This is a genomic window from Bacteroidota bacterium (assembly GCA_039821555.1).
In the GTDB taxonomy this organism is placed as follows: Bacteria; Bacteroidota; Rhodothermia; order Rhodothermales; family Rubricoccaceae; genus JBCBEX01.
The window spans coordinates 83339-105092 of sequence record JBCBNX010000010.1 but is presented as its reverse complement, the minus strand read 5'-3'; the positions used below and the strand labels follow the sequence as shown (position 1 = coordinate 105092).

Annotated in this window: 24 protein-coding genes; 8 read left to right on the top strand and 16 right to left on the bottom strand. The window is 68.3% G+C overall.

Features of this window, described 5'->3' with window-relative positions:
- Positions 1–13: 13 nt before the first annotated feature.
- Complete coding sequence (locus tag AAFU51_12420; GenBank protein MEO1572065.1) at positions 14–769, top strand: type 1 glutamine amidotransferase; 756 nt, start codon at positions 14–16, stop codon at positions 767–769.
- Positions 770–778: 9 nt separating this feature from the next.
- Here AAFU51_12420 and AAFU51_12415 read toward each other — a convergent pair whose 3' ends face one another.
- The 6 genes from AAFU51_12415 to AAFU51_12390 all read right to left on the bottom strand — a co-directional run bounded on the left by AAFU51_12415 (position 779) and on the right by AAFU51_12390 (position 6659).
- Entirely contained in the window at positions 779–1309 is a 531-nt protein-coding gene (locus tag AAFU51_12415; protein MEO1572064.1) for a type I restriction enzyme HsdR N-terminal domain-containing protein, read from the bottom strand.
- A complete protein-coding gene (locus AAFU51_12410; GenBank protein ID MEO1572063.1) occupies positions 1251–2318 on the bottom strand; it encodes an alpha/beta fold hydrolase in 1068 nt (355 codons plus the stop codon). The genes AAFU51_12415 and AAFU51_12410 overlap by 59 nt, the downstream gene beginning before the upstream one ends.
- A gap of 6 nt (positions 2319–2324) precedes the next feature.
- Complete coding sequence (locus tag AAFU51_12405) at positions 2325–3578, bottom strand: MraY family glycosyltransferase (protein ID MEO1572062.1); 1254 nt, start codon at positions 3576–3578, stop codon at positions 2325–2327.
- Between the two features lie 393 nt (positions 3579–3971).
- A complete protein-coding gene (locus tag AAFU51_12400) occupies positions 3972–4730 on the bottom strand; it encodes a LytTR family DNA-binding domain-containing protein (protein ID MEO1572061.1) in 759 nt (252 codons plus the stop codon).
- An 18-nt stretch (positions 4731–4748) separates the two neighbouring features.
- Complete coding sequence (locus AAFU51_12395) at positions 4749–5918, bottom strand: histidine kinase (GenBank protein ID MEO1572060.1); 1170 nt, start codon at positions 5916–5918, stop codon at positions 4749–4751.
- A gap of 156 nt (positions 5919–6074) precedes the next feature.
- Positions 6075–6659 (bottom strand): DUF3267 domain-containing protein, encoded by a 585-nt coding sequence (locus AAFU51_12390; GenBank protein MEO1572059.1) that lies wholly within the window; start codon positions 6657–6659, stop codon positions 6075–6077.
- A 103-nt stretch (positions 6660–6762) separates the two neighbouring features.
- Here AAFU51_12390 and AAFU51_12385 point away from each other — a divergent pair, with 103 nt between their 5' ends.
- Positions 6763–7680: a TraB/GumN family protein gene (locus AAFU51_12385; GenBank protein MEO1572058.1), complete on the top strand. Its 918-nt coding sequence runs from the start codon at positions 6763–6765 to the stop codon at positions 7678–7680.
- Here AAFU51_12385 and AAFU51_12380 read toward each other — a convergent pair.
- Positions 7677–9707, bottom strand: coding sequence for an ATP-binding protein (locus tag AAFU51_12380; protein ID MEO1572057.1), 2031 nt, complete (start codon positions 9705–9707; stop codon positions 7677–7679). The genes AAFU51_12385 and AAFU51_12380 overlap by 4 nt on opposite strands.
- A 188-nt stretch (positions 9708–9895) precedes the next feature.
- On the bottom strand, positions 9896–10183 hold the full coding sequence (locus AAFU51_12375; GenBank protein MEO1572056.1) for a family 4C encapsulin nanocompartment shell protein: 288 nt from the start codon (positions 10181–10183) through the stop codon (positions 9896–9898).
- A 101-nt stretch (positions 10184–10284) separates the two neighbouring features.
- Here AAFU51_12375 and AAFU51_12370 point away from each other — a divergent pair, with 101 nt between their 5' ends.
- Complete coding sequence (locus tag AAFU51_12370; GenBank protein MEO1572055.1) at positions 10285–11145, top strand: lysophospholipase; 861 nt, start codon at positions 10285–10287, stop codon at positions 11143–11145.
- 320 nt (positions 11146–11465) lie between these two features.
- Complete coding sequence (locus AAFU51_12365) at positions 11466–11663, top strand: hypothetical protein (protein ID MEO1572054.1); 198 nt, start codon at positions 11466–11468, stop codon at positions 11661–11663.
- Between the two features lie 24 nt (positions 11664–11687).
- Here AAFU51_12365 and AAFU51_12360 read toward each other — a convergent pair whose 3' ends face one another.
- The 4 genes from AAFU51_12360 to AAFU51_12345 form a co-directional block, all read right to left on the bottom strand.
- Positions 11688–12359, bottom strand: a complete 672-nt coding sequence (locus AAFU51_12360; protein MEO1572053.1) for a nitroreductase family protein — start codon at positions 12357–12359, stop codon at positions 11688–11690.
- Complete coding sequence (locus AAFU51_12355; protein MEO1572052.1) at positions 12352–12900, bottom strand: dihydrofolate reductase family protein; 549 nt, start codon at positions 12898–12900, stop codon at positions 12352–12354. Before AAFU51_12355 ends, AAFU51_12360 begins: the two co-directional genes overlap by 8 nt.
- 86 nt (positions 12901–12986) lie before the next feature.
- Positions 12987–13481, bottom strand: coding sequence for a nucleoside deaminase (locus AAFU51_12350; protein ID MEO1572051.1), 495 nt, complete (start codon positions 13479–13481; stop codon positions 12987–12989).
- 94 nt (positions 13482–13575) lie between these two features.
- Positions 13576–14325: an SIMPL domain-containing protein gene (locus AAFU51_12345; protein ID MEO1572050.1), complete on the bottom strand. Its 750-nt coding sequence runs from the start codon at positions 14323–14325 to the stop codon at positions 13576–13578.
- Between the two features lie 161 nt (positions 14326–14486).
- Here AAFU51_12345 and AAFU51_12340 point away from each other — a divergent pair, with 161 nt between their 5' ends.
- Positions 14487–14726 carry a hypothetical protein gene (locus AAFU51_12340; GenBank protein MEO1572049.1) on the top strand — a complete coding sequence of 80 codons (240 nt, stop codon included), beginning with the start codon at positions 14487–14489 and terminating at the stop codon, positions 14724–14726.
- A 41-nt stretch (positions 14727–14767) separates the two neighbouring features.
- The gene (locus tag AAFU51_12335) at positions 14768–15049 is read left to right on the top strand and encodes a PLD nuclease N-terminal domain-containing protein (protein ID MEO1572048.1); all 282 of its coding nucleotides are present in this window, start codon (positions 14768–14770) and stop codon (positions 15047–15049) included.
- An 11-nt stretch (positions 15050–15060) separates the two neighbouring features.
- Here AAFU51_12335 and AAFU51_12330 read toward each other — a convergent pair whose 3' ends face one another.
- The 4 genes from AAFU51_12330 to AAFU51_12315 form a co-directional block, all read right to left on the bottom strand.
- On the bottom strand, positions 15061–16815 hold the full coding sequence (locus AAFU51_12330) for an ATP-binding protein (GenBank protein ID MEO1572047.1): 1755 nt from the start codon (positions 16813–16815) through the stop codon (positions 15061–15063).
- Positions 16816–16895: 80 nt separating this feature from the next.
- Positions 16896–17453: a hypothetical protein gene (locus AAFU51_12325; GenBank protein MEO1572046.1), complete on the bottom strand. Its 558-nt coding sequence runs from the start codon at positions 17451–17453 to the stop codon at positions 16896–16898.
- Positions 17454–17462: 9 nt separating this feature from the next.
- Complete coding sequence (locus AAFU51_12320; protein ID MEO1572045.1) at positions 17463–18683, bottom strand: hypothetical protein; 1221 nt, start codon at positions 18681–18683, stop codon at positions 17463–17465.
- Positions 18684–18801: 118 nt separating this feature from the next.
- Positions 18802–19338, bottom strand: coding sequence for a shikimate kinase (locus AAFU51_12315; protein ID MEO1572044.1), 537 nt, complete (start codon positions 19336–19338; stop codon positions 18802–18804).
- Between the two features lie 112 nt (positions 19339–19450).
- Here AAFU51_12315 and truA point away from each other — a divergent pair, with 112 nt between their 5' ends.
- A complete protein-coding gene (gene truA / locus AAFU51_12310; protein MEO1572043.1) occupies positions 19451–20215 on the top strand; it encodes a tRNA pseudouridine(38-40) synthase TruA in 765 nt (254 codons plus the stop codon).
- Positions 20216–20309: 94 nt separating this feature from the next.
- A complete protein-coding gene (locus tag AAFU51_12305; GenBank protein ID MEO1572042.1) occupies positions 20310–21713 on the top strand; it encodes a kelch repeat-containing protein in 1404 nt (467 codons plus the stop codon).
- The last annotated feature ends 41 nt before the right edge of the window (positions 21714–21754 follow it).

Genomic DNA, 21754 nt, shown 5'->3' with positions numbered 1-21754 from the left:
CGCTCGTCGCCCCATGTCTGCTGCCCGCCCTCGCGTCCGCCTGCTTCAGATTCGAGAGCGGCCGGCCATCCTAGCCGAGGAGCAGGAGAGCTTCCGGATCCGCTGCGGCCTGGAGCCCGAGCAGCTCGTCGTCACGAACGTGCTCCGCGACCCGCTCCCGACATCGCTGCTGGACGGGGTCGAGGCCGTCATGATTGGCGGCGCGGGGGCCTACTCGGTGACGCAGACGTTTGACTGGACGGCAGCCCTGCTCGCGCTCGTCCATGCTTGCGCCGATCGTGCGCTTCCGCTGTTCGGCTCGTGCTGGGGCCATCAGTTCATCGCGCGGGCCTTCGGGGGCCGTGTGGTCAACGCGCCCCACCGATCTGAGATGGGGACCCACCGCGTGCACCTGACGCAGGCCGGACAGACCGATGCGCTCTTCGGTCAGCTTCCGCCCACGTTCGAGGCTCAGATGGGCCACCAGGACTGGGTCGAGACGCTCCCGGCTGATGCCATCGAGCTAGCCACCAACGACCGCGCGCCGCATCAGGCGTTTCGGATGGCCGGGCTTCCGATCTACGGCACGCAGTTCCACAGCGAACTCAACGCCGCCGCCGAGCGCGACCGTCTCGTCACCTACCGCGCCTACTATCCCGAGATGCAGGACGGCGCGCGCTTTGAAGCCGTCGTCGGCGGCGTCCGGGACACCCCAGAGGTGGATGCGCTGCTTGCGGCGTTCTTGGCTACCTACGCCGCGCCTGAAGTGCGCAGCAGCCCCGTGAGTTGATCGACCACCCTACCGTGTGGCCTCATCGAAGGCGGGGATGGCATCGAGGAACGTGTAGTGCTGCGTCTCAACCTCGACGCGGCAGCAGTAGTGATCCAGTCCGTTCGTCACGACAAGGTAGGGCGCCTGCACGACGGAGTTGTACCGCGCTGCCTGGTCGAAGACGCCCTGGTTGATCGGGACCGACGCGGCCTTGCACTCGGCGAGGAGCAGCGGCTGGTGGTCGCGCCCGACGGCGAGGACGTCCGCCCGATGTGCGGCCTGGAGATACCGCACCTCCCGCTCGATGGCGAGGAGGCCGGGCGGGTATGCGAGCGCCCCGATGAGGTAGGCGACGAGGTGTTGTCGCACCCATTCCTCCGGGGTGAGCCGCACCCAGCGCCGCCGCACGGGGTCGAGCACGTCGCGGCCACCGTCCCGTTCGCGGGTTTGCAGCGCGGCGGCTGGCAGCGTCAACTCGGGGAACGCACCGGCCACTTGCTCAGCCGCCGTCGGCTGTGGATTCCACCGTGACGTGCTCGGCAAAGAACGCAGCGGCACGGCGCTCCGACCAGTAGGCGCCCTCGCGCGTCACAAAGCCGACGTGGCCGCCGTAGGCTGAGACCTCTAGGGTCACCTTCGAGTTGGCTTCTGCCTCGGCGTGCGGGTAGCACGCGGGCGGCAGGAACGGATCGTCGGCGGCGTTGAGCAGCAGCGTGGGCACCGCGATGCGGTGCAGGTGCGGCTTAGCGGAGCACCGCGCCCAGTAGTCATCTGCATCGCGGAAGCCGTGGATCGGGGCCGTGTAGGCGTCATCGAAGGCCTGGAACGTACGCATGCGGTCGAGGCCTTTGGTTGAGAGCGCTGGATAGCGCTGGGCCTTCTCGTAGACCTTGCGCCGCAGCTTGCGCATGAAATAGAGCATGTAGCCCTGATTGTCCCAACGGGCGAGATGCGCCGCCCCCGCCGCGAGGTCCACGGGCACGGAGATCGCCACGGCGGCCGCGATGCGTCCGGGAGCTGTCCCTGCTTCCTCGGCGAGGTACTTCAGCGTGAGGTTGCCGCCGAGGCTGAAGCCGACCAGCGCGAAGGTGGTATAGGCGGAGCGCTCGGCGTGCTGGAGGACGCGCCGAAGGTCGTCCGTCGCGCCGCTGTGGTAGCTCCGGAGCAGGCGGTTCGGCTCCTCGCTGCAGCCCCGAAAGTTCCACGCGAGCACGTCGAATCCGGCCTCGTGGAGGGTGCGCGCCATGCCGACCATGTAGGGCCGGTGGGTGTTGCCTTCGAGGCCATGGGCCACCACGGCGAGCGGGCGGGGCGAACCCGAAGGCTCGTGCGCGAGCCAGTCGAGGTCGAGGAAGTCCCCGTCGTCCGTGTCGAGGCGTTCGCGGCGGTAGGGCACCGGCGGCACGCCGCGGCCGAGCGAGGCGAAGACGGTCTGAGCGTGCCCGCTGCGCAACCACCACGGCGGCTGGTAGGCAGGTGCCGGGGTGGCCGCCTGCGCCCCGCTGGTGTTCTGTACGCCGCTGGCTGCCTGTGCCGTCGTCGTCTGCCGCGTCGTCGTCTGCCGCATCGTCGCCTAGCTCGCCTCGGCGAGGGCCTCCGTCGGGCGCTCGCGCCGCACGTGCCGCTGGGCGACACGAGGCGAGGTCGGCTCGACGCGCTCGGCGGCACGCTGGCGGAGCAGCCGTCGGACGTAGAGGCGACGCATCGTCTTCGAGAGGCGCACGTAGCCCAGGAACCGAAGCAGGGCGTACACGAACGCCACGAGCCCGACCAGCAGCACCGCAGCCCGCACCATGCCGCCTGAGGCAATGAGCACGGCCGTGATCCCGAACACCATGCCCACCCCGTAGAGGACGAGCACAGCCCGGCGATGGCTCGCGCTGCTGCGCCGGACGCGATGATGGATATGATCCCCGTCGGGCATGAATGGCGAGCGGTGCTGCGCAATTCGACGGAAGAACGTCACCGACGTGTCCATGATCGGTAGGCCGAGCGCGATCACCGGGACGAGCAGCGCCAGCAGCGGATCGGCGTGCCCCGTGCCCTGGATGCTGTACATCGCGAGCAGAAAACCCAACACGAGGCTCCCGCTATCGCCCATGAAGATGGAGGCCGGGTTGAAGTTGAAGACCAGGAAGCCGACGAGCCCACCCGCGAGCGCCAACGCCAGCACGACCATGCCGATGTCGCCGTTCGATGCGAAGGCCACGGCCAGCGCCAGCAGCGCGACCATGCTGATTCCACCCGCCAGACCGTCCAAGCCGTCTAGCAAGTTGATCGCGTTGATGATGCCGACGATCCAGAGGAGGGTGAACGGCAGCGCGATCCAGAGCTGATGGTAGACACTCAGGTTCTCAATGAACGGGATCCCATCGAGCCGGAAGTGGAAGCCGGCAGCCACCATGAAGTAGGCCACGACTAACTGGACCGCGAACTTCCGTTTGAAGCCAAGGCCGTGGATGTCGTCGTAGAGCCCGGTGGCAAAGAGGACCAGGGCGCCGCCCCATACGGCCCACGTGCGGGGCGGTATGTCGAACGGCAGGCCGTCTTGGACGAGGTAGGCCAGGGCGAGCCCGGCGGTCAGTCCCGCGAAGATGGCGATGCCTCCGACGCGGGGGACGGGGACCGTGTGGATCTTGCGGGCGTCGGGGATATCGACCCAGCCAAACCGGAACGCGGCGGTTCTGAACGTGGGCGTCAGCACTAGGGCCACGCCGAGGGCCGCCAGGAAGATGAGCGCAAGCAGGACGAGCGCAGGAGCCGAGGCGAGAGTCGAGAGCAGGGAGCTGAGTGACGCAAACGCAACGAGCGCAGGAGCGGTAGCCAAAATGAGGATTGGGATGGCTCGAACAGGGGTGTGCGGGTATGGGAAGCAAATATGCTTCCGACTCGGCGCGCTTGCGGTGGTCAGCCGACGCCAGGGCTTTGAAGCTGGGTGAGGGCTTGCGCTTCGGCTCGGCAGTGCAGGGGTGATCTGACCTCTGCCAAGTCCTGTGACGCTGGCAAGAAAGTAAGGCTCTACCTCGCCCCCATGTCAATCCCTCCCACTATGATGCTGTAAACCTTCAGAACTCCACACGACTTTGTCGCTGCTCCATAGCACCGCGCACCCGTCAAGCTCGGCTGTCCAGCCCCCTCTGCCCTGCTTCGGCATTGCGCTTCGGCATTGCGCTTCAGCATTGCGCTTCGGCATTGCGCTCCAGCACGGCCTGGCCCTCACTCACCGAAGCCTTCCGAGGCGAGCTTCGAGCCGGTCCCAGTAGCGGCGGCTCAACCGCAGCGTGGTGTCGTCGCGCAGCCGCACCCGGTAGTCGCCGTGGTCGCTGGGGCGCAGCGCCACAACCCGGTCGAGGTTGACGAGCGACGACCGGTGGATGCGCACGAAGCCGTGCGGCGCGAGTTGCCGCTCCAGCGCGGCCATCGTCTCACGGATCAGGTGGCGGCGCCCGTCGACGTGCAGCACCATGTAGTCACCCGCAGCTTCCACCCAGTCGATGGACGCGACTTCCACGAAGACGATCTGCCCGCCGCTCTTCACCATGATGCGGTCCGGCGTCACCTCAGGCGACACCGACGGCTCCTGGGCGGCCTGGCGCTCGCTCACGCGCGTGCAGGCACGCTCGAAGGCCGCGAAGAAGCGCGCATCGTCGTAGGGCTTCAGGAGGTAGTCGAGGGCGCGGGCCTCGAAGGCGCGCAGGGCGTAGTGGTCGAACGCCGTCACGAACACGGTCACCGGCATCTGCGCCGCGCCGATCTCGTCCACGACGGCGAACCCGTCGCCTTCGGGCATCTGCACGTCCAGGAAGACGAGGTCGGGGCGGTGCTGGCGGATGGCGCGGACCGTGGCTGCGCCCGTCGCAGCCTCCCAACGCACCTCGGCCTCGGGGCGGTCGCGCAGCAGAAGCCCGACCGTCTCACGGGCGAGGGGCTCGTCGTCGGCAACGAGCACGCGGAGCGGAGCAGGGAACGCGGTGGACATCGGTTGACCTCGGCAAAACTACTCGGGTTCGCTGACCCACTCTGCGACGGAACGGGGGGTCTCGGCGCGGACGAAGGGCAGGGTAAGGTGGACGCTGAATCCGTCGCCCTCCTCGGCTCCCCCCACGTCGAGCGTGAGGTCGGCGTCCGCGCCGTAGAGGGCGTTGAGGCGCGCCCGGACATTGCCAAGACCCACGCCTTCGCGGACGGCCCCCTTCTCGGCGCCGGGCCCGCTGTCGCGCACTTCGAGGACCAGCTTTGCCTGGCGTCCAGCTCCGACCTTCCGCGCCCGAATCGAGATCGTGCCCTCGGCCGCATGGGGCGCAATGCCGTGCTGGATGGCGTTCTCGACGAGCGGTTGGAGGATCCAGATCGGCACCGCAGCGGAGGCGGCGGCCAGGCTCACGTCGTGCTCCACGTGGAGCCGATCCCCAAAGCGCACCATTTCGATGTCGAGGTAGCGCTGGACGACGTCGAGTTCCTGGCGCAGCGGTACGGTGTGGCGCCCCTCGGTGTCGAGCGCCAGCCGGAGCAGGTCGCCGAGGCGCGTCAGCATGGTCACGGCCTGCCGGTCTTCCCCCTTGCGCACCGTCGCGGCGACGGAGTGCAGCGTGTTGAAAAGGAAGTGTGGGTTGAGTTGCATCTTGAGCACCCGCAGCTCGGCCTCGGCCAGTTGTGCCGCCAACCGTCCGGCCTGCCGCTCGCGGGCGTGCGCGAGCCGGGCATAGTCGAACGCCCAGGTCCCCCCGACTACCACCGCATAGGCGACGGCGTTGACGGCCGCGCGTAGCGTGACGTGCGCCTCGAAGCCCGCGAGCGTCCAGCGCTCCATGAGTCCGCCGAGCTGAAACGCCGCCATGCTACCGACAGCGTGCAGGGCCATCACGACCGTGAGCCCCAACGCGTGGATCACCACCGTCGCCCACCCGCCCTCGGGCATGGCGCGCCGCGCCAGCCACACCACCGGCGGCGTCAGCGCCATCCACAGCACCCATGTCGGCACGGTTGTCCAGAGCGCATGCGCCCAGTCGACGTCGGTGCCAGCGAGGGCACTCTGGAGGTAGGTCTGCCCCAGTGCCACGGCCGCCGGGACGGTCCACGCCGCGACGATGGCGACGGTGACCCACGCTCGGTCGGCCGGGGCCAAGCGAGGCGGGTACGTACGTGATTCGGCGACGCGGGCAGACACAGACGGTGGAGGCTCTGGAGAACTCGTCGGATGAACGAACTACCCAGACGAAGGTGACGAGCGAAACGGTACGCCCTCCCAAACAAAAGTACCAGGCCTCGTTCCAAGGGCTGCGACGAGCGGCAATGCGGCGCGACGAGCGGACCGCGCAGGCGCTCACGCTTCTGGCGCGGCCTCCGGGGGGGTGTAGACGAGGCACCCAGCCTGAGAAGGGTGGTCCTCTACGAGCCAGTCTCCGGGAACGTTACGCAGCACCCAGAGCGTCACGGCGTCGCCGCCCGCCGCCACCGTGAAGAGGAAGCCGAACGCCGTCCACATCCCCCACCCCATCGCTGCGCCGACCAGCGCTGGCACCAAGCCCAGCACGACGCCGGGCGTCGCTGCCGCCACCCGGTAGGCCTGGGCGGTCATGGGGACCTGGCAGTGGGCATAGGGCGAGAGCGCCTTCCAACTGAACCCGAACCGAATCGCCGACCAGGGCACACCGCCGCGCAGGTGCCAGGCGAGCCCGTGCAGGAACTCGTGCGTCACGACTCCGACTCCGAGGCCGACGAGCCACCGCCCCCCGACGAGCCAGTCGTCGAAGCCGCGCGCCAGGTCGACGATGCCGTGCGCGTGGTTGTGCGCGACGAGCATGACAGCACCCAGCGGTAGGATGAGTGCGAGCGCGTAGAGGTTGGCGGCCCACACCGAGACGGAGTGGTCGCGCGCGGTGGAGCGAGGTAGCGATTGTGCGTCCATAAGCGGCGTCTCGGTCGTGCCGTGCAACTGCGGGGGAGTCCGGGCGTAGGTCGGCCCGCTTCGATCGTCCCCAACATCCGTTCCGGCTCTGCCGTCCAGCCCCATGCCCCGCACGCTCGTTGTCCTGTTGGCGCTTGCCACGCTCATCTGCACCCTCCCGGCCGCAGCGCAGAGCGCCACGACCCAAGACGCTGCCGTATCGGATTCGACGCGCGTGCCCCTGATGCTGTGGTCGCTCTCCGACGCCGACAACACCGTCTACCTCCTCGGCTCGATCCACTTCGCGCGGCCCGACCTCTTCCCGCTCGCTGCCCCCATCGAGGCGGCCTACGACCGCGCCGACGTGGTCGTGTTCGAGATTGACCTCGCCGACATGCAGGCGCAGGCGATGTCACTCGCGCAGCGCGGGATGTTCGCCGACACCACGACGCTCGCGGGCGTGCTGCCAGACAGCCTCTACGACCGCGCCGTCGCCGCCACGGCACCACTCGGCCTGCCCGAGGCGGCCGTGGCAAAGATGGAGCCCTGGATGCTCAGCCTCACCCTGTCGAGCCTGGAACTGATGACGAGCGGCTACGCGAACGGCATCGACCAGCACTTCTACGAGCGCGCCGTCGCCGACGAGAAGGCCGTCCGCGCGCTGGAGACGGTCGCCTTCCAGATCGACCTCTTCGACACGATGACGATGGCGACCCAGACCAGCTTCCTGCGGTACACGCTCGACGGGGCAGGCTCGATGGCCACGATGCTAGACGGTATGACGACGGCGTGGGCTCACGGCGACACCGCCGCCCTCGATGCGTTCATGAACGACGGCTTCGTCAACTTCCCCGAGGTGAAACAGCGCCTGCTCGGCGACCGGAACGCGGCGTGGGTCCCGCAGATCGAGGCTCTCCTCGACGGCGCCGACGATGCGTTCGTGGTGGTCGGCGCCGGCCACCTCGTCGGCGGCGAGAGCGTGATGGCGCTGCTTGAGGCGCAGGGACACCGCGTCACGCAGCGCTGGAGCACTCCGCGCTAGTCGCCGGACGCCGCAGCAGATGAGGGCTCACCCTCGGTGTAGCCGACGTAGACGCTGACGCGCCAGAGAACGCCGGTGCCGCTGCGGAGCTCCACCGCAGCCTTCAGGAACGCGGCCAGCGCGCGCACGAACGGAAGCCCCCTGGCCCCTGAGCGCTCCAAGCTGAACCCTTGAGGCAGGCCCCGGCCGTCGTCTTCGACCTCGAGATGAAGGTGCGCCTCCTCGTGGCGCAAGCGAAGCACGACGGTACCGGTCTGCCGACCCACAAAGGCATGTTCGATGGCGTTGAGGACGAGTTCGTAGACGATGAGGCCGAGGGGAGCGGCGTAGCGCACGGGCACGCGGAGCGGGGCCTCTACCCGCACACCGACCCCCGTGGCGAGGCTACCTCGCCGCAGCAGCACGTAGTCCCCGAGTGCTCCGAGGAAGCCCTGCATGTCGATCTCGACGCCCTGGCGCACCACCCGGTGCCGAAGCAAGCGGAGCACCTCGGCCTGGCCCAGCAAGCGACTGCGGTCGGGGATCGGCCCGCCATCGCCAAGCTGCTGGTCCAGCAGAAAGGCTGCGAGGGCGAGCCCCGTCTCTTCGGTGTCGCCCGCAGCCGGAAACCGTGGCGCTTTCGGCTTGGCACCCAGCCCCTCCGGTGCTGTCGCCGCGGCGGCCATGAGCCGCTCAGCGGCGGTCGTGGGCAAGGCCTCGCTGCCTGCATACGTTGCCACACGTGGTCGGACAAACGGCAGACCTACCGGGCCGCCTGCACCAGCCTCGTCTGCGTGGACGTTGTCGGGCAGAGCGTCTCCAGACATAGGCCCCGGGCTCGCCTCGCGCTGCCCATCTAGGTCGGCTTCCGACTCGATGTCTGGGAGCACAACGTCGGGCAGCGCTCTATCAGGGAACGCGTTCTGCCCAGGAGGAGCGGCCGTATCGGCGGTCACGTCCGGCTTCGCAGCGGGCACAGCCACAGACTCAGGCACAGCCACAGACTCGGGCACAGCCACAGACTCAGGCACAATCCGAACGCCAGCAGGGCGGCGTGGCCGCCTGCGGTGTTTTCGTCGGCGTCGGCGCACGGCCGTCCGGATCCGGTACCGGCGCCACGCCGTGAGGCTCCAGAGCACGAGCGCCATCCCGATGGCGCCGAGGGTGAGCGCCCCTGTCACCATCGCCACCCGGCGGCGCCATCGTAGTTGCTCGGCCTCCAGTAGGTCCTGCGTGCGCTCGTCGCCCAGGAGCCGCTCCGCCTCGCGCGTGGCTAGGGCAGCCAGGAGGCTGCGCTCGAGGTCAGTACGCTGCGCGGCGAGCTGCTCCACGAACTCAGCTTCCTGCAGGCCCTCGGCGCGGCGCAACGTCCGATAGGCCAGGTCGTGCTGCCCGATGCTTGCCGACGTCGCCGCGGCCAGGCGCAGGCTCTCAGCCTGCTCAGCGACCAGACCCGCAGCCTGTGCCGCCTCAGCGCTCTCGACGGCCGCGATCCGCGCTTCCTGCCCCCGACCCGCGAGGAGGTACGCCCGGCTCTGCGCCCGGAGCAGCGCAATCTGGGCGGGCGGATCGTCCTCGGAAAACGGCACGGCGGCACCGAAGTGCACGGCGGCCTCCTCGAAGCGATCGAGCGCTTGGAAGCTCGCGCCCAACCCACGGTAGGCCTGCCCTTGCCGCGCACGGTCGGCCGCGCCTTCCGCGATGGCGCGCGCGCGCCCGTAGGTGTCGAGCGCGTCCTCGTGCAGCGCATTGGCGCGCTGTGCCGCGCCGAGCAGCAGCAGCGCCTCTGCCTCAACCGCAGGATTACCGGCTTCCGTAAGTCTCGGAACTAGCTCGCCAATCCCTACGAGCGCCGTCCCCGCAGCGCCCACCTCAAGCTGGGCTCGGATGCCTGCAAACGCACTTGTGTCCGGTGTGACCGCTCGCGCCGTACCGACTTGTGCCCACGCCGGACCTCCTGCAACGCATGCCCACAGGCACGCCGATGCGAGCAGTAGCACGCGCCGCGAGGCAACAGCAGAGGAATCTGGGGCAGAGGAGAAGCGCAAGCGCAGAGGACCGAGCGCGGGTGATAGAACGGGGAGCTACGCTGGGGGCGCGCGAGCCAAGTTGTATGAAAAGCTACCAGGCCATGTCGGTTCAAGTCTAGGTCGATTTAGGCGACCCCGGGTGCGGCGTTGGGCGTCGGCGCTCCTGGCATCATCATCAACACCCGATGCGTCAACACCCGATGCCGTCAGCGCTTCATACGGCGAACCCCGTCCGCCACGACGCGGGGCTTAGGCACCACCACGAGCTCCTCAGCCCGGAACGGATCTACCACGATCGGTACGTAGCGATACGTCTCGAAGAAGCCTGCGCCGCGTTGGTTGAGCGCGCCGATCGCCTTGCGGAGGTGCTCGTAGGCGGCCGGTCCCACTACGATCGCGTGTGGCTCCTCTCCAGACTCCTGCAGCACACGCAGTTCGTCGTCGACGAGGGCGAGGATGGTCTCGCGGGTTGGGCGGTGTTGGCAGACAGTCATCGGGGCAAGCGGGTCGGTGTTTGTGGATGCTCCGTACGCGGAGGCATTCGGGGTGTAGGTTGGAGTCGGCCCATCATCATCTCTTTCAGCCTTCACGCACCGTGCTGCACGCGACCGACTCCATTCAGACACACGACGGGACGACGCTGTTCACGCGCGCCTGGTCGCCGGAACTCGGCAACGTACGCGCCGAGGTGCTGCTCGTGCATGGCATCGCCGAGCACTCGGGGCGCTACGCCCACGTCGCGGCCCACCTGATGATGCATGGCTTCCGCGTCATCGCCTACGACCAGCGCGGTCATGGCGAGTCGTCGGGCGAGCGTGCCTACATCGAGACGTTCGACGCACTCGTGACGGACCTCCGCCGTGTCCACGAACGCTTGCCGTCGCTGCGTGCCACCGTGGGCGGCGACGAGGCGGCCCCGCCGCTCTTTCTGCTCGGCCACTCGCTCGGCGGCCTCGTGGTGGCGCGCTACGTCACCGAGCACGGTACCGACGGCCTCGCTGGCGTTGTGCTCTCCTCGCCCGGCCTGCGGACCGACGTGGCTCCGCTCCTCCAAAAGATTGCGGCGCCCATCGCACGCCTGGCGCCCCGGCTGCCCACGGTCAAACTCGACATGAAGGGGCTCTCGCGCGATCCCCGCGTGATCCGCAACTACCAGGAGGACCCGCTCACGCACACCGGAGCCATCCGCGCCCGCACCGGCCACGAGACCATCGAGGCCATGAAGCAGGTAGACGCCTCGGCGTTTCGCGTGCCGCTCTACGTATTCCAGGGCAGCGCCGACCGCATCACGAGCCCTGACGGCTCCCGCGCGCTCGTGGACAACGTAGAGGCGAATGTCCCCGGTGCCCAGACTACCCTCCGCCTCTACGACGGCCTCTTCCACGAGACGATGAACGAGCCGGAGAAGGAGACGGTGCTCGCCGACCTCACGGCGTGGCTCCTGTCTCAGGTGTAGCGACATCCCGCAAGCCGAGGCCCGTCTGGTAGGAACCGGGGCGCCCCATTGCCGCGCCTTTAGCCCACACAAGCATCGCGCCAGCGTGACGGACTGTGCGCGTGGATAGCACAGTGCTGCGGAGGCCCACCGCTTGATCGGGCGCAGGTAACCGCTTACGCACGAAGCGCCTTGCTGCATGCGTACCGGATTTCACCGCGGCTCCTCGCCGGATTCGTGCGGGCTGCACGCCCGATTGAAGGAAGCTGCACGGTCCTTGCACAGGCCACACCCGTACGTTTTCTAGCCTCCCGCTCCCACCCTCCTAGCCCGCTCCACCCATGACACGCGGCATTGTTACAGCCTACGACGCCAAGAAAGGCACCGGCTACGTCCAGCGCTCTGAAGACGCCGACCGCATCCCGTTCTCCTCGCGAGCGCTCCTCGGCCCGATCCCCAACGTCGGCGACCGCGTTGAGTACAACGTGATCGGCGGCAAGATTGGCTGCCGCGCGGGCGTCGTCCGCCCGATCCGGTAAGCTCGACCCGGTAAAGTTCGGCGTCTACTCGACCCAGACGGACACGTCCTCCAGCGGCTTGCGCTGGAGCGCCGGCACCTGCGCGTCGTCAGCGGGATAGCCGATGGGAAAGAGGATGTAGGGGCGCTCATTGGCTGGGCGCTCCAACAGCGTGCTCAGGAAGCGCATTGGGCTCGGCGTATGCGTGAGCGTGGCGAGGCCTGTCCGGTGCAACGCCGCGATGAAAAGCCCGGCCGCGATGCCGCACGACTCCTGGACATAGTAGTGCTTTACCTTCGCGCCCGCGTCGTCGAGGCCGTAGTTCTGCGCGAACAGGACCACGATCCAGGGCACCGTTTCGAGGAACGGCTTGTGCCAGTCGGTCCCGATGGGCGCGAGCGCGTCGAGCCACTCGTCAGACATGCGCCCGTGGTAGGACTCGTATTCCTCCTGCTCGGCCGCTTCGCGGATGCGGCGCTTGGTCGCGGGGTTGCTCACCGCCACAAACGTCCACGGCTGCATGTGCGCCCCACTCGGGGCCGTGCTCGCCGTACGGATGGCATCCTCGATGAGCGCGCGCGGCACCGGCCGATCGGAGAAGTCGCGCACCGAGCGGCGGCGGTCCAGGTCCTCGAAAAAGGTGCGCGCCCGGTCCGCCATCGTCTCGGGGGAGTACGCGTGGAAGTCGAGCGGAAGAAAGCCGTCGGCGTCAGCCATGGAGCAGGGCGCGGTCGTAGGTGAGTTGAACGAGGCCGCTCGGAAACGACGTGCTGGCGATCAGACGAAGGGCTGCGCCCGGGAGCGTGCCGTCGAACAGAGGAATACCGTCGCCGAGTAGGACGGGGTGAACCGAGAGCACGTAGCGGTCGATGAGCGCGGCCTCGCGGAAGCTACGCACGAGCGCGCCGCCGCCCACGAGCCACACATCGCCACGGAGCGATGTCTCCCGAAGCGAGGCGAGCCACGCAGCCACATCGCCCTCGGCGACCTCGGCGACCTCGGCGACCTCGGCAGGCACGCCCTCGGGTATGTCGAGCGGGCGGTGGGTGAATACGGTCGTGGGAATGTCTCCGTAGGGCCAGGGACCGAACCCGAGCACCTGGTCGAAGGTCGCCCGCCCCATCACGAGCGCACCGATGGTGCCGAAGAAGTCGGTGTAGCCGTAGTCGGCATCCGTGAAGAGCCAGTCCACGCCGCCGTCCACGTCCGCGACGAAGCCGTCGAGGCTCGTGGCGATGAAGAGGACGACGCGGGGCATGGTTGATTGACGATTGACAGGTGCCAGCCTACACAGCTCTTATCAAGCCAAAAACGGAACCTTTTCGAACGCGATCTCCCTCATCATCAATACGTTGCCTTGTCCACGCGGGCATTGAAGGCGTCGAAGACCGCCTGGCACTCGTCGCGCAGGAAGCCCGAAACGATCTCGACATCGGTCTGGCCGATCTCCTTCAGCGTCTCGTTCGAGACGGCGAGTTCGTTGAAGCCCGAGACCTCGGCATCCGCGATGGAGGTCCCAAAAACGATGCGTTCGATGCGCGCCCAGTGGATCGCCGAGAAGCACATCGGGCACGGCTCCGTCGTCGAGTAGATCGTGCACCCCGACAGGTCGATCGTGCCGAGTTCGAGACACGCCTGGCGCAGGCAATGTACCTCGGCGTGCGCAGTGATGTCGGTGGTGAGCCACACCACGTTGTGCGTGCACGCCACGACGGCCCCGTCCTTCACGATGCAGGCCCCGAACGGGCTCTGCCCTTTCGCAACGCCCTGCATGCCCGCCTCGATGGCAAGCCGCATGAATCGCTGATCGTCTTCGAAGGAGGCGGGAGAGGCGTGCATAGAACGGAGCGGCGTGCGGTCAGGATGGGAGCGTGGCTGAGGACGACGCCCAGCCGCTTCTAACTTCGGCAATCGCCGCGCGCGCGTCCACCCGTCAGCCGTCGCTGATCTCGTAGCTCACGACGACGCTGACCGTCACGCGGGATTCGTTGGCGAGGAGCATCTGGGACTGGGCGAGCATGGACACCTCGGCCATCTCCTCGAAGCCCATGCCGTTGCCCTCGCCGTTGTAAGCCCCGCGCTCGCGGACGCTCACCACTGGGCCTAGCGCGACGCCGGCTGCAGCGGCGACCAACTCGGCGCGGGCCTGGGCGCGCCGCATCGCCTCGGCGAGCACCGCGTCCTGGATGCCCTCCGGGTCGCGGACCGTGTACCGCACCTCGACGTTGCGGCCGCGGACGGCGAGGGCAGCTTCGAGGTCGGCGGCGTCGCGGGCGAGTCCCACCGTGACGGGCTGGACCAGGTCGAGGTCGTCGAGCGTGACCACGAGCGCCCGGCTGACCACGAACGTCTCCTCGTCCCCATTGCCCGCACTCATACCGCGCCGACTGCCCTGCTGCTGGCGCACGGCCAGGTTCTCGACCCGCACGTCTTCCTCGGCGATGCCGAGGCTATCGAGGAGCGCGTCGACGTCGCCGAGGATGGCTTGGTGGCGGTCGAGTGCCTCGTTGGCAGTGGTGCCCTCCGTCTCGAAGGCGAGGTAGACCAGCGCCCGGTCAGCCTGGACGGTGCGCGACGCCTCGCCGCTGACGGTGATTTGCCCGGCCTGCTGCGCCGCGACAGAGGGCATGCCTACAGCGGCGGTGAGCACGACAAGCAGAGAGACGAAGAGCAGACGCCACATGGCACAGGAGGGATAACGGAGGGGGTGAAGCGAACAAAGAAACGGCGCTCCGGTCACCGTGACGCTGCGCAACATACCGACGGGGCGCTCGCCTCGTAACCTCCGCGGAACCTGCTCCGTACTATTTTCCCACGTGCCATCGCTCACCCTCCCTCCTCGCCATGCTCGCCCTCGACCTGATCCTGGCTGCCTCGCTGGTCGGCCTCGTCAAGACGCTCTTGGTGACGCTCATCGCCGTGCTTAACGCGGTGCTTGCGATGCTAGCCAGCCTCGCCGTGTGGAAGTCGTACCTCGCGGTCGGAGCGAAGGTGGCGTTCATCCTGGTGCTGTGCGTCCCCGTCGTCGGGGTGGTGTGGTACCTCGCCTTCGGCCAGAAGCGGGTCCGCGGCGCCCGGCGCTAGCGCCCCATCGAGCCCCATTCACGAGTCCCCACTCGCCTCCTATGCCTACGCTCTCCTCACTCTGGCAGCGCACCGCTGCCGTCCTCGGTCTTTTCGCTGCGACGCTCGCTCTAACGGGCTGCGGCGGTCCGAACCTCATGGACCGCGCCCAGGGGCCGTGGGGCATCTGTGGCCTGCTGGTCTTCATCCTGGCGATCGTTGCCATCGTGGAGGTCATCAACGGCAGCCGCGACACCGGCTCGAAGGTGCTCTGGGTGGCGATCCTGTTCTTCCTGCCCGGCCTTGGCGTGATCCTGTACTACTTCTTCGGACGCGACAAGTAGTCCTCGCCGACTCAGTCCGTGGGGAGCGTCACCGTGAAGATCGTCCCCTCGCCGAGCGTACTCGTCAGGTTGAGGGTGCCGCTGTGGCCCTGCGTGACGATGCCGTAGCTCAACCAGAGCCCGAGGCCGGTGCCTTCGCCGGGGCCTTTGGTCGTGAAGAACGGCTCGAAGATGCGGGCCTGGTTGGCTTCGCTGACGCCCGCGCCGTTGTCCGTCACCGAGATGCGAATGCCGTTGTCGTCGCGGGAGCTGCGGAGCGTGACCACGGGCGCATAGTCGCCGCTGTCGTCGGCCAGCCGGCGCTCGTTGACAGCGTGAAACGCGTTGGTGAGCAGGTTGAGCATCACCTGCCCAATGCTCTGCGGCACCACCTTGACCTCGCCCACGGCAGGGTCTAGCTCGGTCCGGAGGTCCACGTTGAACCCAGGCCTGCGGGCGCGCATGCCGTGGAAGGCGAGGCGCGCGTGCTCGTCGAGGAGCGCGTTGAGCGCGATGCGCTGGCGGTCGCCGGGCTGGCCGCGGGCGTGGAGCAGCATGCCACGCACGATGCGGTCGGCGCGGGTGCCGTGCTCGTTGATCTTGGCCACATTGGTGCGCAGGTCCGCGAGCACCTCGTCGAGGTCGGGCAGCACGTCGCTCACGGGCTTGCTGAGCGACTCCTGGAGCACCTCGTCGACCTCCTGCATGAGGTCGATGGAGAGCGCCGCGAAGTTGTTCACGAAGTTGAGTGGGTTCTTGATCTCGTGGGCGATCCCCGCCGTGAGTTGCCCGAGCGACGCCAGCTTCTCGCGCATGACGAGCTGCTGCTGCATCTCCTGGAGTTGGTCGAGCGTGGTGGCGAGCTCGTCGTTGGCCGAGGCGAGTTCGTCGTTCTTGCCCTGGAGCATGTCCGTCTGCTGCTGGAGCATGGCCGCGTTGTCCTGGAGCTTGGCGGCCTGCTCTTCGGTTTGCCGCTGGGCCTTGCGGAGCGAGGCGGCCATCACGTTGAACGAGTGGGTGAGCCGCCCGAGCTCGTCCTTGGCCGACGGTTCGACGTAGACATCGAGGTCGCCCTCTGCCATGCGGTCGGCAGCCCCGGCGAGCCGGCGCACGGGCCCAGCCATCGAGGCGACGAGCGTGGAGACGATACCGACGGCCAGGAGCGCTGCGGCCGCCAGCAGCACGATGATCACGACGGTCGTAGCGCGGAACGTCTCTTCGGCCCGCGCTGCCCCAGCGGCCGCCTGGGTCCGGTTCGCCTCCACGAGGTTGGCGAGGGTGGCGCTCATGCCCTGATAGACCTGCGTAGCCTCGCCGCGCAGCAGGCTCGTCGCGCGGCTCTCAGCGCCCAGCTCGGTGAGCGTGAGCAACTGGTTGGCGATGTCGAGGTACTGCTCCCAGAAGCTCTCGAAGCGGGCGTAGAGGTCGCGCTCCGTAGCGGGGTTCAGCCCCCGCGCCTGCGCCGTCTCGGTGAGCACCGCGTAGGTGTCGAGGTTGAGGTTGATCGCGTCGATGAGGTCGATCATGGCCACGGCCTGCGCCTGCCGCACCGAGTCGACGGTGGCCGTAGCGTGCTGGAGTTGGCGGATCCGGAGCTCGCCGACCTCCAGGTTGACGTCCGAGATCGCCACCACGCGCGGGAGCCAGAGCGCCACCGTCTGCTCGGCCTCGTCGGAGATGGCGCGGCTGCGGTTGACGGCGAACAGCCCCGCTCCCACCATCAAGAGCAGGATGAAGCCGAAGCCGAGCTTCTGCTTGGTGGCAATGCTGAGGTCGCGAAACGGCATGGCGGGCGGGCGTGAGTACCGCGCGAAGTTACACGTTGGCGGCCTTCCCCTCAGCGGGGCGTCCTCTCACCAGGGACGCGTCATTTCATGGGCACCAGGCGCACCACGCGAACATCGCCGGCATCGCGGGCGCGGTCGGCGCGCACAAAGCCGATGGCCCCGGGCGTCTCTGCGACCTGGGTGAGCACGTCGGCGTCCGAAGCGAGCGCTTCGGGCGGGTCGCCCTCGCCGGCCAGGCGCCGGCGCAGCCACAGCGACTTCATCCGCGAGATGCTGCGCCCGAGGTAGTCGTAGAAGGACTCTTTGACCTCAGTAGTTCGCCGCTGGTCGAACAGGATCACACGGGTGCCATCGTCCCAGAAGCGTACGTCGCCGAGGTAGAGGTCGAGGAGATCTGCCCGGTCGAGCGAGGTCTCGGGCACATCGACGTGCACGACGACGGCCACGGCACGGCTCCCCTGCACCGATGCCTCGTTCTGGGCCTGCGCATTGCTCTGGGCCTGCGCATTGCTCTGGGCCCGCGCATTGCTCTGGGCCTGCGCGCCGGGCGTGCCCACTGCGGCCCCCACTGCAAAGAGCAGCCCTGCCAAGAGCAGCCCCATCGCGCGCCGTCTGATTGCCGTAGCTGTTGATTCCATCGCCTCCCCCTAGAACATCACCGAGACGGCGAGGGTGAGGACGTGCGAGCGCTGGTCAAACACTTTGACCAGGTTCTCTGAGTTGTCCGTCAACCCGAAGGACCGTTCGTCATCGCTCAGCCAGACGACGGCGTACTGGCCCTTGAGCCGCACCCGATCCGTGGGCGCGAAGGAGAGGCCAGCCGTGAGCACGTCCACGTCGGAGCCTTGGCGCAAGGAGGCGTTGCTCACCTCGTTGCGCAGCCGCCCCAGCTCATCGCTGCTCCAGAATGAAACGTAGCCCAGCCATGCCGGATGCGGCTCGTAGCCGAGGGTTGCGTAGTAGAACGTACGCCGGAGGCTGATCGTCTCCTGGTCGTCGTCAAAGCTGACGCGCAGGATCTCGGCGTCGAGCGACCAGGGGCCGAAGAGGACCTGGAGGTCGCTGCCGAAGCGGAGGCGCGGGACGTCGCGCAGGGCGCCCGGCGCCAGCCTCAGCGTGTCGCCGAGGGGCTCGAACCGATTCGTGACGTCGCGCGAGGCGGAGAGGCCTAGTTCCATGGGCCCCACCCGAGCACCGACGCGGCCTCCGACGAGGACCGCCGTGGTCGTGTCCACGCCCGTCTGCCCGCGGAGCGGGTTCGTGTTGACGTTGCCCGTGTTGCCGAGGTAGCCGGCGTAGCTGAACCGCACGTCCCGGTAGGGCAGCGTGCCGCTGACCTGCGCAAACGCCTGGTTGGGCAGGTAGTCTTCCAGCGCTAGGAATTCCTCGAACGAGGTCTCATATACGAGGGGCCGCACGACGTAGGGCAGGAGCGGTGTGCGGTTCTTGATCTCGTTGAGCCGATTGAACGGCGGGACGTGCAGGCCGAGCTTGAACACGAGGCCACGCTTCATCCGGTAGCTCACCCACGCCTCGTTGAGCGCGGCCGAGCCCGTGCCATCGCCCGTCGAGAAGGTGTTGATGAACTCTAGATCGACGAAGGCGGTGGACTTCGAGCCGAGTGCTTTGCGAAAAAAGAGGTTGAGCTGCTGCAGGTTGAACGACGTGACGTCTTCGTCACGGTCGATGACGTTCTCGGACAGAAACGTCGGCGACGCCCCCTGCAAGCGCTCCTCGTCGACGTTCTCGTAGAGGAACTGCGCCTGGAAGTAGCCAAAGATGTCAAGCGGCTCCTCCTGCGCCCACGCGGGCCCTGCCACCAGCAGGGCGAGCAGCAGGGCAGAGCCGATAGCACGAGGCAGGCGCATGGCGTGAGGATCGAGGGACGGACGGGGTGCGGATGAGTCGAACGCGGGCGGCACAATATCGCGCAGAACGAACGCGGGGCTCAGCCGCCGCTCCGAGGCCCGACGTCACAGCCCTCCGCTAGCGATTCAGCGCTTTCGCAATCCACGCTGCCACCGTGCTGGCGGGAAAAGCATCAGCCTGCACAACCACGTCGGCACGCTCGTAGGCCCGCTCGCGCTGGCCGAGCAGCGCATCGATGCGGGCATGCAGGGCCGTGCCCGTGAGCGGAACGCCTGCTCCGTCGTGCAGGAGGGGGCGCTCCGCCGCTGCCGGCTCCAGCCGAGCGGCGAGCAGGTCAGTGGGCACACGCAGGTAGACGACGGCGCCGGCTGCTGCCGCGAGCCGGTATGCCGACTCGTCGAGCAGGGCCCCGCCCCCAGTCGCCACGACGAGGCCGCGACGCTCGGTCGTTGCCTGTAGGGCCGCCCGCTCCGCCCGCCGGAATGCGGCCTCCCCCTCGTTGGCGAAGAGCACAGGGATAGCCAGCCCGGTCGTCTGCTCGATGCTTGCGTCGAGGTCCACGAAGGCCGCGTCGAGCTGCGAGGCCAGCACAGGACCGACGGTGCTCTTGCCGCTGCCCATGAAGCCAGTGAGATAGATATTGGCTCGGGGCATAGCACGACCTGAAGGGGAGGGGAACGCTAAGTTACAGCTTGCCTGGTCTGTCGCCTGCCCGGTCCGCTTGTCTCGCCCGTCTCTCCTCTTCTCTGCTCGATTTCTCTGCCCGATGCGATTTCGCCTCTTGGTCGAATACGACGGCGGCCCCTACGCGGGCTGGCAGGTGCAGCCCGACCAACCGACCGTCCAGGCTGAGATCGAGCGCGCGCTGGCCACGGTGCTGCGCGGCGAGGTCAGCCTCGTTGGCTCGGGCCGGACCGACGCTGGCGTGCACGCGCGGGGCCAGGTGGCCCACTTCGACGCGCCTGGCGGGGCCACCGTGGACCCTGTCCGACTCCGGCGGTCGCTCAACGGGCTGCTGCCGGACGCCATCGCCGTGCTCGCCGCCGAGCGCTGCGCCGACGCCTTCCACGCGCGCTACGACGCCCGCGCACGGCGCTACCACTACCACATCGCCACGACCGCCCGCGCCCTCGACCGGCGCACCCGATGGCACGTCAAACCTGCGCCCGACTTCGTCCGCATGAACGAGGCAGCGCAGGCGCTCCTCGGGACGCAGCACTTCGGCGCGTTTTGCCGCACGCAGTCGGCCACCGTCAACCGCGTCTGCACGGTCACGCAGGCTTCCTGGGTGCCAGAGCCGCGCACAGGCGACTGGCGCTTCGAGGTCGTCGCGGACCGCTTCCTGCATGGGATGGTGCGCGCGCTCGTTGGCACGCTCGTCGAGGTGGGCCACGGCAAGCGCCCCGTCGATGCGATGGCAGGCATTCTAGCCACGCAAGACCGCAGGGCTGCCGGACCGGCCGCCCCCGCGCACGGGCTCGCCCTAGAGCACGTCGCCTACGACGCGCCCTTCGACGCGCCGGACAGGTAGGAAAATTCATACGCTAGGGCAAAAGCAGGCGCGTCCATACCGGAACCAGGAGGTCACCCGTTTCGTGCGTCCGTGCTTGATTTAGCTCCGCCCTATGCGCCTCCTCCCCACCCTCGTTCTCCTCATCCTCGTGCTCGCGGTCGGCGCCGGGTGCGACCGCCCGTTCGTGGAGGAATCGCCGCCGTCCATCACCATCCTGTCGCCCAACCTGTCAACGGTGGTGACCGAACCCGTTGTGGTCGTCGAGGTGCAGGTGGACTCGGAGTTGCGCGGCATCGACACGGTACGGGTCAACGGGCGCAGCGCGGCGTTCGACCCGGAAACGCAGACTTACCGCCTGGACTTTGCCTTTGCTCGTGGGGTGAACGCCCTGCAGATCGAAGCGGAGGACGCAGGCGGCAACGTGTCGCGCGCGACGCGCTTCGGCGTGTTCTTGCCGGCCGCCTTTGCCCTGGAAACCGCAGGCCCGGCCTTCGTGCTGATGCCGGAAGCCCTCGGCGGGCACGCAGCGGTGCGCCTTGACGACGGGCGCGTCCTCGTCACAGGTGGCACGCCACAGCGCGACGGCACGGTGCGTGACATAGCCTACGTGTTCAACCCGCAGTCGAATAGGTTCAAGACCCTCTCAGCGCGCATGGTGGAAGCGCGCGCGGGCCATACGGCTTCGTTGCTCCCTGACGGGCGCGTGCTCCTCCTGGGGGGCGTGCGCCAGTCTCCGGCCGGCGGCTTCGGCGACTTCGTCACCGACGGAGAGTTGTTCGATCCGCGAACCGAGACCTTCACCCGGGTAACCCTCTCCGAACGGAGCCCCGCTATGATCCGGGCAGACCACGCCGCGCACGTCGTCACGGTCGACGGCGGCACGTTCGTCTACGTGATCGGCGGCCGGGGACGAATCGCGAGCTCGGGGACGGCCGTTGGCACACGCTCCGACTTTCGGATTCTCGAACTCGTCCCGCCGAACGACGGGTTTGGCGCCGGGCCGACGCTCGACAGCGGCCTGAGCGTCGGCCCGGCGCTGGCGCGCACGCCCACCGCCGTCTCGGCGTTCACGTTCACCGCGCTCGGCGCGCAGGACGAGGAAGGCTTCGGCGACTTCCTGCTCGCGGGTACCTACGTGCCCCCCAACGACATCGCCGTGGACTCGGTCGCCCTCGCGGTCACGCTCGGGCTCAACCCCAGCTACGACGACGTGCCGGTGCGGCCCATGACGACCGCGCGCATCGGCCACGCCGGAGACGCCATCGAGCCCGGACTAGTGCTTGTGGCGGGCGGCCAGGTGCGCGGCACCGGGGCGCCCGTGCCCGAAGCCGAGGTCTACGCCGCCGAAGCCAGACGCTTCTTCGCCTTTCCCCTAGCCTCCGGCGCACCCCGCCTCAATGTGGGCCGCTCCGACCACACCGCAACCAAACTCGCCGATGGCCGAATACTGTTCCTAGGCGGCTTCGACCGTAATGGCGCGGGCATCGCGCTTGCTGAGTTCTTTACGACGTTGTAGACTCTCCCGCGCTCGCGCGGACCTTCCCTTGTTGCAACGCA